At 71.1% G+C, this 12744-nt stretch carries 14 protein-coding genes and 1 tRNA gene; 5 read left to right on the forward strand and 10 right to left on the reverse strand.

Annotated features, from left to right (window positions below):
- Nucleotides 1–49 precede the first annotated feature (49 nt).
- Nucleotides 50–123: transfer RNA gene (locus AOK03_RS03735), tRNA-Met, on the forward strand.
- A 44-nt stretch (nucleotides 124–167) separates the two neighbouring features.
- On the opposite strand, the gene AOK03_RS03740 is transcribed toward AOK03_RS03735, so the two are convergent.
- The 4 genes from AOK03_RS03740 to AOK03_RS03755 form a co-directional block, all read right to left on the reverse strand.
- Nucleotides 168–1337, reverse strand: coding sequence for an ABC transporter substrate-binding protein (locus tag AOK03_RS03740; protein ID WP_055563688.1), 1170 nt, complete (start codon nucleotides 1335–1337; stop codon nucleotides 168–170).
- A 23-nt stretch (nucleotides 1338–1360) separates the two neighbouring features.
- Nucleotides 1361–2275 carry an ABC transporter permease gene (locus AOK03_RS03745; protein ID WP_079074453.1) on the reverse strand — a complete coding sequence of 305 codons (915 nt, stop codon included), beginning with the start codon at nucleotides 2273–2275 and terminating at the stop codon, nucleotides 1361–1363.
- On the reverse strand, nucleotides 2272–3066 hold the full coding sequence (locus AOK03_RS03750; protein WP_055563689.1) for an ABC transporter ATP-binding protein: 795 nt from the start codon (nucleotides 3064–3066) through the stop codon (nucleotides 2272–2274). Before AOK03_RS03750 ends, AOK03_RS03745 begins: the two co-directional genes overlap by 4 nt.
- A 169-nt stretch (nucleotides 3067–3235) precedes the next feature.
- Complete coding sequence (locus tag AOK03_RS03755) at nucleotides 3236–3652, reverse strand: Fur family transcriptional regulator (RefSeq protein ID WP_079074454.1); 417 nt, start codon at nucleotides 3650–3652, stop codon at nucleotides 3236–3238.
- A 125-nt stretch (nucleotides 3653–3777) separates the two neighbouring features.
- On the opposite strand from AOK03_RS03755, the gene AOK03_RS03760 reads away from it, so the two are divergent.
- A complete protein-coding gene (locus tag AOK03_RS03760; protein WP_055563691.1) occupies nucleotides 3778–5247 on the forward strand; it encodes a catalase in 1470 nt (489 codons plus the stop codon).
- 65 nt (nucleotides 5248–5312) lie between these two features.
- On the opposite strand, the gene AOK03_RS03765 is transcribed toward AOK03_RS03760, so the two are convergent.
- Nucleotides 5313–5717: a CBS domain-containing protein gene (locus AOK03_RS03765; RefSeq protein WP_055563692.1), complete on the reverse strand. Its 405-nt coding sequence runs from the start codon at nucleotides 5715–5717 to the stop codon at nucleotides 5313–5315.
- Nucleotides 5718–5938: 221 nt separating this feature from the next.
- The gene (gene hisN, locus AOK03_RS03770; RefSeq protein WP_055563693.1) at nucleotides 5939–6739 is read right to left on the reverse strand and encodes a histidinol-phosphatase; all 801 of its coding nucleotides are present in this window, start codon (nucleotides 6737–6739) and stop codon (nucleotides 5939–5941) included.
- Nucleotides 6740–6888: 149 nt separating this feature from the next.
- On the opposite strand from hisN, the gene AOK03_RS03775 reads away from it, so the two are divergent.
- Nucleotides 6889–7494 carry a TetR/AcrR family transcriptional regulator gene (locus tag AOK03_RS03775; protein WP_055563694.1) on the forward strand — a complete coding sequence of 202 codons (606 nt, stop codon included), beginning with the start codon at nucleotides 6889–6891 and terminating at the stop codon, nucleotides 7492–7494.
- 31 nt (nucleotides 7495–7525) lie between these two features.
- Here AOK03_RS03775 and AOK03_RS03780 read toward each other — a convergent pair whose 3' ends face one another.
- The 4 genes from AOK03_RS03780 to AOK03_RS03795 all read right to left on the reverse strand — a co-directional run bounded on the left by AOK03_RS03780 (nucleotide 7526) and on the right by AOK03_RS03795 (nucleotide 11090).
- Complete coding sequence (locus AOK03_RS03780; RefSeq protein WP_055563695.1) at nucleotides 7526–7849, reverse strand: DMT family transporter; 324 nt, start codon at nucleotides 7847–7849, stop codon at nucleotides 7526–7528.
- 111 nt (nucleotides 7850–7960) lie between these two features.
- Nucleotides 7961–8971, reverse strand: coding sequence for a ribosome small subunit-dependent GTPase A (gene rsgA, locus AOK03_RS03785; RefSeq protein WP_055563696.1), 1011 nt, complete (start codon nucleotides 8969–8971; stop codon nucleotides 7961–7963).
- A gap of 17 nt (nucleotides 8972–8988) precedes the next feature.
- Nucleotides 8989–10335 (reverse strand): 3-phosphoshikimate 1-carboxyvinyltransferase, encoded by a 1347-nt coding sequence (gene aroA / locus AOK03_RS03790; RefSeq protein ID WP_055563697.1) that lies wholly within the window; start codon nucleotides 10333–10335, stop codon nucleotides 8989–8991.
- Between the two features lie 32 nt (nucleotides 10336–10367).
- Nucleotides 10368–11090: a M50 family metallopeptidase gene (locus tag AOK03_RS03795; RefSeq protein ID WP_055563698.1), complete on the reverse strand. Its 723-nt coding sequence runs from the start codon at nucleotides 11088–11090 to the stop codon at nucleotides 10368–10370.
- Nucleotides 11091–11151: 61 nt separating this feature from the next.
- On the opposite strand from AOK03_RS03795, the gene AOK03_RS03800 reads away from it, so the two are divergent.
- Nucleotides 11152–11967 (forward strand): SOS response-associated peptidase, encoded by an 816-nt coding sequence (locus AOK03_RS03800; RefSeq protein ID WP_055563699.1) that lies wholly within the window; start codon nucleotides 11152–11154, stop codon nucleotides 11965–11967.
- Between the two features lie 12 nt (nucleotides 11968–11979).
- The gene (locus AOK03_RS03805) at nucleotides 11980–12636 is read left to right on the forward strand and encodes an alpha/beta hydrolase family protein (RefSeq protein ID WP_055563700.1); all 657 of its coding nucleotides are present in this window, start codon (nucleotides 11980–11982) and stop codon (nucleotides 12634–12636) included.
- Nucleotides 12637–12744 lie beyond the last annotated feature (108 nt).

The raw sequence follows: 12744 nt of genomic DNA on the forward strand, positions 1-12744 counted from the left end.
GAACGGATTTGCGCTGGTCGTAGCGCTGACGTAGAGTTGTGTTCACCGACGCGGGGTGGAGCAGCTCGGTAGCTCGCTGGGCTCATAACCCAGAGGTCGCAGGTTCAAATCCTGTCCCCGCTACTGACGGTCGAGAGCCGGAAGCCGATTGGCTTCCGGCCCTCGACTCATTTCCGGCCCTTCGCCGTTCCGTGGCCCCCCGCTGTTCTGTGGCCCACCGCTTCCTCGTACAGCGTGCGGTTCACGGCCTTGGACTCCGGCACCTCGTCGCCCTTCGAGACGCCCGCCGCGCGGTATGCCTCCTGCAGCCGGTCCGTCGTGCCCGCGCGTATCTCCCAGTCCATGCGGAGCGACGGCGTGGACAGCAGGACCTGTTTGTCCGTGCTGATCAGCTTGGCGAGCTCCGTCGCGAAGCCCTCGTCGGCCTTGTAGTCGCCCGCGAAGTACGTGTTCACCGTCCTGATGTACGCGCGCAGCAGTGCGACGCCCGCGTCCGGGTCCTTCTTGAGGAGGTTGGGCCCGAAGAGGAGGCCGCCGAGCGGTTCGGCCTGCGGCTGGCCGCCCAGGAACGCGAACCGCTTGTCGCCGTCGACCTTGCGCCACACCGGATCGAGCAGCCAGGCAGAGTCGGTGCCGCCGTTCTCGAGCGCGGTGAGGACGTCCGCCGAGCCGAGCTGCTGGAACTGGATCTCGTCGAGCCCGCCGCCGTGCTTCTTCAGCGCCTTGCCCATGGGGTACGCGATGACGGACCCCTTGCCGATCATCGTGCCGAGTTTGCGGCCCGCCATGGGGACGTGGTCCGCACTCTCGCCCTTCTTCAGCCGCACCCACAGGCCGCTCTTGGAACGGGGGTCGGGGGAGAAGTTGCCGGCCGTCCACTTGATGTCGAACCCGCTGGTGATGCCGTTCATCACGGCGGCCTCCGGGGCGGCCCACTGGGCGTCGATGTCGCCCTTGGCGAGGAGGGGGAGCGCATCGGGGGTGGGCAGCACCTTCAGGGCGACGTTCAGACCCTCCTTCTTGAACTCGCCCTTCTCCACGGCCATCTGGAGGGGCGCCGCGTATTCGGCGCTCAGGGTGCCGGTCGCGATCGTGAGGTCGCGCTTCTCGGGCAGCGGCCGGGGCGCCGGGGTGTCCGGGGCGCAGCGGGCCGGTGCGCGGTCGGGGTCGAGATCGGCGGGGTCGGTCCAGCTTCCCTTGCCGCAGCCCGCCACCGGGCTGACGGCGCGGGGCTTCGCGGGTTCGGCGGGCGGTGCGTCGTCCTCCTTCGCACAGCCCGCCGTCGCGAGCAGCGAGCCCGCCACGAGCAGCGCGAGGGTGGTGGTGCGGATACGCATGGGGCCTCCCGGGGGCAGGTGGGTCACGACTGGCTCCTGCCCCGGTCGCGCGGGGCCCATGGCGTGAGGAACCGGCCCGCGATCCGCACCAGTTCGGAGAAGACGACGCCGAGCACCGCGACGCACACGATGCCGACGAACATCACGTCGTTCTGGAAGAGCGCGCGCGAGTCGAAGATGAGGTGCCCGAGGCCGTCGGCCGCCGCGATCTGCTCCGAGGCGACGATCACGAGGACCGCGACCCCCGCCGCGATCCGCGCGCCGACCAGGACGGCGGGCAGGGACGCGGGCAGCAGTACGTGGCGGAACATCTGCCAGGGCGAGGCGCCGAAGACCTGGCCTGCGTCGCGGTGCCCGGAGGGTACTGCGAGGACCGCCGCCATCGTCGAGATCCAGACGAAGAAGAAGACCGTGGCGGCGACGAGCGCGATCTGCGGGCCCTCGCCGAGGCCGAACATGTTGAGGAAGACGGGGAGGAGCGCCAGCTTCGGGACGACGTACAGGGCGTCGAGCGTGGGCTCCAGGGCGGCTCGTACGACGGAGAGCGAGCCCATCAGGAGGCCGAGCGCGTAACCGGCGACCGTGCCGATCGCGTATCCGGCGAGCACGCGCTTCAGCGTGGCCCACACGTCCGGCCAGAGCTCGCCGTCGGCGGCCCGGTGCCAGCCGTCCTCCAGGATCGTCTGCGGCGCGGGATAGACGCGGTCGTCGATCCAGCCCTGGACGGCGGCCAGTTGCCACAGCAGGATCAGGGCGACGGGCACGCCCACGGCGAGCGAAAGCTCCAGGGCGCGGCGGCGGCGATGGGTGCGGACGGGGTGCAGTTCCTGCGGGCCCGGTCTTCTGACCAGCAGGTCCTCCCGGGAGGCGTCCCCCGAGGCGTCGCGATCTCCCGAGGCGCCCCGCGGGGCGGGGCTCTTGCCGGTGGTGGTGGTCATGCCGCCGCCTCCGTGCCGACCTCGGCCCGCAGCAGCTCCCACAGTTCGCTCTTCAGCGCGGTGAACTCGGGGGCCGTCCGGACCTGCCCGCTGCGGGGCCGCGGGAACGGCGGGCGGCGCTCGGCTATGAAGCGGCCGGGCCTGGCGGACATCACCAGGACGCGGTCGCCCAGGACGATCGCCTCTTCGAGGCTGTGCGTGATGAACAGGGTGGTGGTCCGGGTGGTCTGGGTGAGGGTGAGGAGCTCATCCTGGAGGATGGTGCGGAGCTGGGCGTCGAGGGCCGCGAAGGGCTCATCCATCAGGAGGATCTCGGGCTCCACCGCCAAGGCGCGGGCGATCGCGACGCGCTGGCGCATGCCGCCGGAGAGGGCGGCGGGGTAGGCCCCGGCGAACTCCGCGAGGCCCATGCGGGTCAGCCAGTCCTTGGCCCGGGCGTCGGCCTCCTTGCGGGGGACGCGCTGGATGTCCAGGCCGAACCGCACGTTGGCCTGCACGGTCTTCCAGTCGTAGATGCCGTAGTCCTGGAAGATCATCGCGACCGGCCGCCGGGCGGCCGTGCGGATGCTCAGCTCGCCGGAGCTGGGGCGCAGCAGGCCCGCGGCGATGCGCAGCAGGGTCGACTTTCCGCAGCCCGAGGGGCCGACGACGCAGGTGAACTCGCCGGGGGCGATGTCCAGGTCGACGGGGCCGAGGGCGTGCACGGCTGCCGAGGCCCGGCCGAAGGTTCTGGTCACTGCGCGGGCACGGAGTTTGGGGTGGGGCGGGTTCGGCGGGTGCGGATCTTCCACGGCTTCTCCTTGCGGAGGGCAGGCGGATGTCGGGCGCAGCAGAGAATATGACGGGCCGTCAGATCATGGAAGAGGTGTGCCGCCGCTCGCGGCATGAAGGGGCCCGGCACCGTTCTCGGTGCCGGGCCCCTTCATGCCGTACGGAAGTGATCGCGGTACGGAAAAGCGCTTACGCGGCCGCGCAGTTCGGGCATACGCCCCGGTACGTGACCTCGACGCCCTCGACCGTGAAGCCGAAGCGCTCCGAGTCGGGGAGGCTCGCCAGCGGGTTGCCGGTCGGGTGCACGTCGCGGATCGCGCCGCAGCGGGCGCAGACCAGGTGCTGGTGGGGGCGGTGCGCGTTCGGGTCGTACCGCTTGGCGCGGCGGTCGGTCGAGACTTCGAGGATCTCGCCGAGGGTCACCAGCTCGCCCAGGGTGTTGTAGACGGTCGCCCGGGAGATCTCGGGCAGCTTGTCCGCGGCGCGGGCGTGCACCTCGTCCGCCGTGAGGTGGACGTGGTCCCCGTCGAGGACCTCGGCCACGACTCGCCGCTGCGCCGTCATGCGCCAGCCACGTCCGCGCAGTCGTTCCAACAGGTCACTCATATAAGCCAGCCTAACAGGCGGGGGACCTAAGTCCCGAACGGGTGTGACTTTGGATGCTCACTTGACTTAGACAAAGTCCATCGTAGGATCGAGTACGGCAAACGCCAAGGACAGGACTTGCAGGTATGACGCAGGAGGCGCACGTGACGCAGGGACCGCTCACCACGGAGGCCGGCGCGCCGGTCGCCGACAACCAGAACAGCGAGACCGCTGGTGCCGGCGGTCCGGTCCTGGTGCAGGACCAGGCGCTGCTGGAGAAGCTCGCCCACTTCAACCGCGAGCGGATCCCGGAGCGGATCGTCCACGCGCGCGGCGCCGGTGCGTACGGTACCTTCACCCTCACCCGGGACGTCTCGCAGTGGACGCGGGCCAAGTTCCTCTCCGAGGTCGGCAAGCAGACCGAGACGTTCCTGCGCTTCTCCACCGTGGCCGGCAACCTCGGCTCGGCCGACGCCGTGCGCGACCCGCGCGGCTTCGCGCTGAAGTTCTACACGGAGGAGGGGAACTACGACCTGGTCGGGAACAACACCCCCGTCTTCTTCATCAAGGACGCCATCAAGTTCCCCGACTTCATCCACACGCAGAAGCGCGACCCGTACACCGGCTCGCAGGAAGCCGACAACGTGTGGGACTTCTGGGGTCTGAGCCCCGAGTCCACGCACCAGGTGACCTGGCTCTTCGGTGACCGCGGCATCCCGGCGACGCTGCGGCACATGAACGGGTACGGCTCGCACACGTACCAGTGGAACAACGAGGCCGGCGAGGTCTTCTGGGTCAAGTACCACTTCAAGACCGACCAGGGCATCAAGAACCTCACCCAGGCCGAGGCCGACAAGCTCGCCGGTGAGGACCCCGACTCCCACCAGCGCGACCTGCGCGAGGCCATCGAGCGCGGCGAGTTCCCGTCCTGGACCGTGCAGGTGCAGATCATGCCGGCGGCCGAGGCGGCCGAGTACCGCTTCAACCCGTTCGACCTCACCAAGGTGTGGCCGCACGAGGACTACCCGCCGATCGAGATCGGCAAGCTGGAGCTCAACCGCAACCCGGAGAACATCTTCGCCGAGGTCGAGCAGAGCATCTTCTCGCCCGCGCACTTCGTGCCCGGCATCGGCCCGTCCCCGGACAAGATGCTCCAGGGCCGCCTCTTCGCCTACGGAGACGCCCACCGCTACCGCGTCGGCATCAACGCCGACCACCTGCCGGTGAACCGCCCGCACGCCACCGAGGCGCGCACCAACTCCCGCGACGGCTACCTGTACGACGGCCGCCACAAGGGCGCGAAGAACTACGAGCCGAACAGCTTCGGCGGCCCGTTCCAGACGGACCGGCCGCTGTGGCAGTCCGTCCCGGTCACGGGCGGCACCGGCAACCATGAGGCGCCCTCGCACGCCGAGGACAGCGACTTCGTGCAGGCGGGCACCCTCTACCGCCTGATGTCGGAGGACGAGAAGGGCCGCCTGGTCGAGAACCTGGCGGGCTTCATCTCCAAGGTCTCGCGCGACGACATCGCGGAGCGCGCGATCAACAACTTCCGTCAGGCCGACGGTGACTTCGGCAAGCGGCTGGAGGCCGCGGTCCAGGCCCTGCGCGGCTGACCAGCACCACTTGTCGTAGGAGAGCGGCGGGCCGGTTCCCTCTGGGGCCGGCCCGCCGCCGCGTCTCACCCCGCCATCGTGGTGACCGCCGCGCGCCGTGCCGGAGCCCAGCAGCGGATGATGTCGCGGACGGAGACGATGCCTGCCGGTTCGTCGCGGTCCATGACGACCAGGTGCCGGAAGCCGCCGTGCGCCATGGCGTCGGCGGCGTCCTCCAGCGTCCAGGCCGGGGTGGCGAAGACGACCTCGGTCGTCGTGTGGGTGCCCGCCGTCTCCAGGTCCGGGTTCTGCCCGAGGCCCAGGGAGTTGAGGATGTCGCGCTCGGTGAGGATGCCGAGGCCGCAGGTGTCGGGGTCCAGGACGACGGCGGCGCCGACGCGGCGGGCCGCCATCAGCCGGGCCGCCTGCCGAAGGGTGTGGGTGGGGCCGATGGTGAGGACCACCGAGCTCATGGCGTCGCGGACGAGCATGGGCGTGAGCCACCTCCTTGGTGAAACCGAGGCCTCCCGGTGGGCGAAGGATTGCCTCCGCTACCTTGCTGGAGAACGGATTCACAAGTTCACAAGTGGGGGGACTCATAGAGTCGCAGCCCTGCAGGGGGCCAGCAAGGGGGCGCGTGCGGTCAGTTCGGGTCCGGCGCCTTTTTGACGGATCTCCGACGGATCTCCGCGGGGAGACCGCCGGAAGTGTCCTAGTAGCGCTGGTTCAGATAGCCCAGCAGTTCGTCGTGGAGCAGTCCGTTCGACGCTGCCGCGTTGCCGCTGTGGGGGCCGGGCCTGCCGTCGAGGCCGGTGAAGGAGCCGCCCGCCTCCGCCACCACGATCGCCGTCGCCGCCATGTCCCAGAGCGAGAGCTCTGGCTCCGCGCAGATGTCGACCGAGCCCTCGGCGACCATCATGTACGGCCAGAAGTCTCCGTAGCCCCGCGTGCGCCAGACCGCCCGCGTGAGGTCCAGGAAGCCGTCGAGGCGGCCCTGCTCCTCCCAGCCGGAGAGCGAGGAGTACGCCAGCGAGGCGTCCGAGAGCCGCGAGACCTTGGAGACCTGCAGCCGCGTCGCCGAGGTGAGGGAACGGCCCGTGTAGGCACCGGCGCCCTTCGCCGCCCACCAGCGGCGGCCGAGCGCGGGCGCCGAGACGACGCCCACCACCGGCTGGTAGCCGCCCTCGCCCGCCTCGGTCAGGGAGATGAGGGTGGCCCACACCGGGACCCCGCGGACGTAGTTCTTGGTGCCGTCGATCGGGTCGATCACCCAGCGGCGCGGTCCGGTGCCCTCGACGCCGTACTCCTCGCCGAGGATCGCGTCGCGCGGCCTGGCCCGCTGAAGGTTGCCACGGATCAGCTCCTCGGCGGCCTTGTCGGCCTCGCTCACCGGCGTCATGTCCGGCTTGGTCTCGACCTTCAGGTCGAGGGCCTTGAACCGGTCCATGGTCGCGGCGTCGGCGGCGTCCGCGAGGACGTGGGCGAGACGCAGATCATCGTGGTAGTCGGGCATGGAAGAACAGTATCGATCTCGATCGACGCGATCCACAGCGCCGTGTCGCCCACCCCTCGTTGACATGCTCGACATGCTGCCGGAGCTATTGACAGTGCTGCCGAGCGCGTCAACTCTGGCACGGGAGCCGCTCTGACCCGGAGGCGACGATGCCTGCAGCACGGGAATCCTTATTGGACGCGGCGTACACGGCGCTCGCACGACGGCCGTGGCCCGGCGTCCGCATGGTCGATGTGGCGGCCGCCGCCGGGGTGTCCCGGCAGACCCTCTACAACGAGTTCGGCAGCAAGGACGGCCTCGCCCGCGCCCTGCTGCGGCGCGAGACCGACGGCTATCTGCACGGCGTCGAACGCGCCCTGGCCGAGGAGCGCGAGCCCGCCGACCGGCTGGCCGCCGTGGCCGCGTGGACGGTGGGCTCCGCCCGCACCAACGTGCTCGTGCGCGCCGCCCTCACCGGCTGCTGGAGCGAGCGGCTGCCCGCGCCGAGCCGGGCCGCCGGATCCACCTCCTCGGTGCCCGCACAGCGCCGCGCGGACGCGGGGGTGCCCTCGGCGGGGGAGCTCCTCGCCCTCGTACGGGACCGGACGGTGCTCGCCCTCGGCGGCCGGGGCCGGGTCAGGGACCCCGACCTCGCCCGCGCCTGCGAGAGCGCCGTCCGCCTAGCCCTGTCCTACGTCGTCGCGCCCGCCGGGAACGGCGACGACCCCGCGGAACTGGTCCGCGGGGCCATCGGGCGCTGGGTGGCCGCCAAGTAGGCGTACGCCCGGAGGCGCACGTCCGGGTGGCTCAGTGCGCGGAGCCGGACAGCTGCAGTCCGATCACTCCGACGATGACCAAGGAGATCGAGACGAGCTTGAGCGTGGAGACCAGGTCACCGAGGAAGATCATGCCGTAGATGGCGGTGCCCGCCGCTCCGATGCCCGTCCAGACCGCGTACGCGGGCCCCACGTCCAGCTTCCGCAGCGCGAGCGTCAGCAGGCCGAAGCTGCCGAGGGCGAAGCAGGCGAACGCGATCGTGGGCCAGAGCCTGGTGAAGCCGTGCGACAGCTTCAGACAGACCGCGAAGCCGGTCTCGAGGATCCCCGCGACGATGACCAGCAGCCACGCCATGTCCTTGCCTCCCGTACTCGCCCACGTCCCGAGGCCGCTTCGTCTGGCTTGAATCCGGCTTGGTGCGATTATGCATTTACCTTTGCCGTCGCGGCGCAAACAACGAAGAGGTCAGTCGCCCTCGCGTCGCTCCCGCGTTGCCAGCAGCCTGCGCAGCGAGTACAGGCGGGACGGATCCGCGTGCCCGTCGGCCACCCAGGCGTCCAGCGCACAGTCCTTCTCGTCGTGGCTGCAGCCGCGCGGGCACTCGACCGTCCCCGGCTCCAGGTCGGGGAAGGCGAGGATGACGCGGGACGGATCCACGTGGTTGAGGCCGAACGAACGAACGCCGGGAGTGTCGATCACCCAGCCCTCGGAGCCCTCCAGGGGGAGCGCGAGGGCGGAGGTGGTGGTGTGCCTGCCGCGTCCCGTGACCGCGTTGACGTGCCCGGTCGTACGCCGCCGCTCCTCCGGGACCAGCGCGTTGACCAGCGTCGTCTTGCCGACCCCGGAGTGCCCGACGAAGGCGGTGACCTTGCCGTCGAGCAGTTCGTGGACGCGCGCGAGCTCGGCGCCGTCGGTGAATTCCTCGCGGCTGGTGACGACATAGGGGATGTCGAGTGAGGCGTACGTCTCCAGGAGCTTGTCGGCGGAGGCCAGGTCCGACTTGGTGAGTACGAGGATCGGCTCCAGACCGCCGTCGTACGCCGCCACGACGCACCGGTCGATCAGCCGCGGGCGCGGCTCGGGGTCGGCGAGGGCGGTGACGATGGCCAGCTGGTCGGCGTTGGCGACGACCACCCGCTCGTACGGGTCGTCGTCGTCGGCGGTGCGCCGCAGGACGGAGGTGCGCTCCGAGATCCGCACGATGCGCGCGAGTGTGTCCTTCTTGCCGGACAGATCCCCGACGACCGCGACCCTGTCGCCCACCACGGCGGCCTTGCGGCCCAGCTCGCGGGCCTTCATCGCCATCACGATCCGGTCGTCGACCAGGACCGTGAGCCGGCCCCGGTCGACGGTGAGGACCATGCCCTCGGCCGCGTCCTCGTGCTTGGGCCTGATGTGGGTGCGGGGGCGGTTGCCCTTGCGGTTGGGGCGGACGCGGATGTCGTCCTCGTCGGGGTTCTTGCCGTAGCGGCGCATGGTTCTCGATCCGCCCGTCAGTTCCCGAGCATTCCGGTCCAGAGCTCGGGGAAGTCCGGGAGCGTCTTCGCCGTCGTCGCGACGTTCTCGATCTGCACGCCGTCCACCGCGAGGCCGATGATCGCGCCCGCGGTCGCCATGCGGTGGTCGTCGTACGTGTGGAAGATGCCGCCGTGCAGCCTGCGGGGCCGGATGTGCAGGCCGTCCGCGGTCTCGGTGACGTCACCGCCCAGCTCGTTGATCTCCTTGGTGAGCGCGGCGAGCCGGTCCGTCTCGTGCAGGCGCAGATGGGCCACGCCGCGCAGCGTCGAGGGGGAGTCGGCGAGGGCCGCGACCGCCGCGATGCCGGGGGTGAGCTCGCCGACCTCGCTCAGGTCCACGTCGATGCCGTGGACCGAGCCCGAGCCGGTGAACACCAGGCCCTGCTCGGTCAGCTCGCAGGAGCCGCCCATCTCGGTGAAGATCTCGCGCAGCGCGTCGCCGGGCTGCGTGGTGTGCGCGGGCCAGTCGGGGATCGTGACCGTGCCGCCCGTGATCAGGGCGGCGGCGAGGAACGGCTGGGCGTTCGACAGGTCGGGCTCGACGGTCAGATCACGGCCGAGCAGGGCGCCGGGGGCGACCCGCCACACGTTCGGCTCGCCGCCCGCCTCGGGGGTGTCCACCTGGGCGCCGACCGAGCGCAGCATGTCGACGGTCATCCGGATGTGCGGCATGGACGGCAGGGGGCCGCCCACGTGCCGGACCTCCACGCCCTGGTTGAAGCCCGGACCCGAGAGCAGCAGGGCGCTCACGAACTGGGAGGACGACGAGGCGTCGATCTCGACCCGGCCGCCCTCCAGGGCGCCGCAGCCGTGCACGGTCAGCGGCAGCGCGCCGGGGCTGCCGTGGGTGTCGTCGATGCGGGCGCCGAGCACGCGCAGCGCGTCGATGACGCCGTGCAGGGGGCGCTCGTACGAACGGGGGTCGCCGTCGAAGTGGATGGGGCCGTCGGCGAGGGCGGCGACCGGCGGCAGGAAGCGCATGACCGTGCCGGCGTTGCCGACGTCGACCGTGGCCGGGCCGTGCAGGCCCGAGGGGATCACGCGCCACGCCTCGCCGGTGCCGTTCCCACCGCCAGCGACGGAGGAGCTGGACGACACGGTCTCCTCGATGCCGACGCCCATCGCGCGCAGGGCGCCCGCCATCAGCAGCGTGTCACGGGAGCGCAGCGGGCGGCGCAGCCAGCCGGGCTCGGCGGCCAGCGCGGCCAGGACCAGCGCCCGGTTGGTGACCGATTTCGAACCGGGGACGTGGACCGTCGCGGTGACGGCTCCGCTTGCGTGCGGGGCGGGCCAGAGGGCGGTGTGCGCCGGGGTTTCGGTCATGCCCTCACTTTAGTGGCTGGCAGGGACGCCGCTCAGACGTCGAGGAGCCAGCGGGCCCCTCCCATCAGGGAACAGAGCGAGACGGCGTGAAAGAGGAAGAGCCACATGCCCGCCGGGACGTGCGTGAGCCGCGAGAGCTGGTCCGCGTCCGAGTCGCCCGCGCCCCCGCGCCTGCGCTTGGACTGCAGCTCGAAGGCGGGACGTACGCCTCCCAGGAGCAGGAACCACACCACCGCGTACGCGAACGCCGCCTGCACATCGGTGTCGGCGAGCCAGGAGACGACCAGGAACGTGCCGCCGGTGAGGATCACCGTCAGGGCGCCGTACGCGTTGCGGATCATCACCAGCATCACTACGAGCAGGGCGGTCGCGATCCACAGGAACGCCGTGATGCGCCCCGAGGCGAGCAGCGCCGCGCCGCCGAGGCCCAGGAGCGGGGGCGCGGTGTAGCCCGCGGCCGCGGTGAGGATCATGCCGAGCCCGGTGGGCTTGCCGCGCGAGACGGTCAGGCCCGAGGTGTCCGAGTGCAGCCGGATGCCGTCGAGGCGGCGCCCGGTGAGCAGGGCGACCAGGCCGTGGCCGCCCTCGTGCGCGATGGTGATGGCGTTGCGGGCGAGGCGCCATATGTTGTGCGGGACGACGACCGCCAGCGCGACGACGCCCGCCGCGATCACCAGCCACTGCTCGGGCGCGGCCTGCGTGCCGAAGACGCGGTCCCAGAGGTCGGTCAGGCTGGCGTTGGCGGTGCTTTCCATTCCGTGGGCCATTGTCTGGACCGGCTCCTCTGGTTGTACGGGGTCTGGCAGTCTGGCACGTATGTGCGGACGGTATGCATCCAGTCGTGGGCCCGAGGACCTTGCGGGAGTCTTCGAGATCGAGAAGTGGGATTCCGCGGAGGCCTTGGCTCCCGATTTCAACGTGGCGCCGACGAAAGAGGTCTACGCGGTCCTCGACCGTCCCCTGAAAGACGCCGAGGACCGGTCTCCGGTTCGCCAGCTGCGCACGCTGAAGTGGGGACTCGTGCCCTCCTGGGCCAAGACGCCCGAGGGCGGCGCGCGGATGATCAACGCCCGCGCGGAGACCGTCCACGAGAAGCCCGCCTACCGCCGCGCCTTCACCTCCCGCCGCTGTGTCATCCCGGCCGACGGCTATTACGAGTGGGTGACCGCCCCCGAGGAGCGGCAGCTGGAGGTCGAGGGCAAGAAGAAGCGGCCGCGCAAGCAGCCCTACTTCGTGACGCCCGCCGACGGCTCGGTCTTCGCCATGGCGGGGCTCTACGAATTCTGGCGGGACAAGACCCTGCCCGACGAGCACCCCCTCGCCTGGTGGGTGACGTGCACGGTGATCACCACGGAGGCGGAGACCACGCCCCTCGCGGTCGCCCCCGACGAGGGCCCCGGCACGCTCGCGGAGATCCACCCGCGCATGCCGCTCATGCTGACGCAGGACCGCTGGGACGCCTGGCTCGACCCGTCCCGCACCGACGTCGAGGACCTGCGCGGCCTCCTGGAGCCGCCGCCGCACGGACTGATGCGGGCCTACCCGGTGTCCACCGCCGTCAGCAACGTGCGCAACAACGGCCCGGAGCTCCTGAAGGAGCTGGAGGGTCCCGAAGAAGGCACGCTCTTCTGACACCCTGCTCGGATGACCAAGAGCGCCGTGACCAAGAGCGAGATCGTCGAGACGGACGCCGGTGAGGCGCGGATCACCTGGCACCCGGCCCCCGGCGGCAGCGCCCGCCTGCTGCTCGCCGTCAGCCACGGCGCCGGTGGCGGCATCGAGGCCCGCGACCTCCGGGCCATCGCCGCCGAGCTGCCCGCGCACGGCGTGAGCGTCGCCCTCGTGGAGCAGCCCTGGCGCGTCGCGGGCAAGAAGCTCGCGCCCGCGCCGAAGACGCTGGACACCGGGTGGCGCGGCATCTGGCCCGCGCTGGAGAAGAAGGGGCTCCCGGTGATCTCGGGCGGCCGCAGCGCGGGCGCCCGCGTCGCCTGCCGCACGGCCACCGAGCTGGGCGCCGCCGCCGTGCTCGCCCTCAGCTTTCCGCTGCACCCGCCCGGCAAGCCCGAGAAGTCCCGCGCCGACGAGCTGCTCGGGGCGGGCGTGCCCACCCTCGTCGTGCAGGGCGGCAACGACCCCTTCGGGAAGCCCGCCGAGTTCCCCGAGGGGGCGTACGACCTGGTGGAGATCCCGTTCGGCGACCACGGGTTCGCCGTGCCCAAGCGCGCGGACATCGGGCAGGACGAGGCAGTGAAGCGCATCACGGACGGGGTCGCCCGGTGGACGGGAATGTTGGGCGGGTGACGTCTGTTGTGGCGGACAGACGGTAAACGCCGTCGGTAGCTGTTCGTACGAGAGGGAGTCCGCCGCATGGGTTCGACCATCTGCCCGAACCGCTCCAGCGCCTCTGAC

The organism is Streptomyces atriruber (assembly GCF_001418325.1).
Classification (GTDB): domain Bacteria; phylum Actinomycetota; class Actinomycetes; order Streptomycetales; family Streptomycetaceae; genus Streptomyces; species Streptomyces atriruber.

Bases quoted from the DNA above. Each gene is read 5' to 3' on its own strand.
- AOK03_RS03765 (WP_055563692.1), bottom strand. From the start codon at position 5,717: ATGCTCGTCCGCGACGCCATGAGCTCGGTGGTCCTCACCATCGGCCCC.
- AOK03_RS03805 (WP_055563700.1), top strand. From the start codon at position 11,980: ATGACCAAGAGCGCCGTGACCAAGAGCGAGATCGTCGAGACGGACGCC.
- AOK03_RS03740 (WP_055563688.1), bottom strand. From the start codon at position 1,337: ATGCGTATCCGCACCACCACCCTCGCGCTGCTCGTGGCGGGCTCGCTG.
- AOK03_RS03755 (WP_079074454.1), bottom strand. From the start codon at position 3,652: ATGAGTGACCTGTTGGAACGACTGCGCGGACGTGGCTGGCGCATGACG.
- AOK03_RS03775 (WP_055563694.1), top strand. From the start codon at position 6,889: ATGCCTGCAGCACGGGAATCCTTATTGGACGCGGCGTACACGGCGCTC.
- AOK03_RS03800 (WP_055563699.1), top strand. From the start codon at position 11,152: ATGTGCGGACGGTATGCATCCAGTCGTGGGCCCGAGGACCTTGCGGGA.
- AOK03_RS03780 (WP_055563695.1), bottom strand. From the start codon at position 7,849: ATGGCGTGGCTGCTGGTCATCGTCGCGGGGATCCTCGAGACCGGCTTC.
- hisN (WP_055563693.1), bottom strand. From the start codon at position 6,739: ATGCCCGACTACCACGATGATCTGCGTCTCGCCCACGTCCTCGCGGAC.
- aroA (WP_055563697.1), bottom strand. From the start codon at position 10,335: ATGACCGAAACCCCGGCGCACACCGCCCTCTGGCCCGCCCCGCACGCA.
- AOK03_RS03760 (WP_055563691.1), top strand. From the start codon at position 3,778: ATGACGCAGGAGGCGCACGTGACGCAGGGACCGCTCACCACGGAGGCC.
- AOK03_RS03745 (WP_079074453.1), bottom strand. From the start codon at position 2,275: ATGACCACCACCACCGGCAAGAGCCCCGCCCCGCGGGGCGCCTCGGGA.
- AOK03_RS03795 (WP_055563698.1), bottom strand. From the start codon at position 11,090: ATGGAAAGCACCGCCAACGCCAGCCTGACCGACCTCTGGGACCGCGTC.
- rsgA (WP_055563696.1), bottom strand. From the start codon at position 8,971: ATGCGCCGCTACGGCAAGAACCCCGACGAGGACGACATCCGCGTCCGC.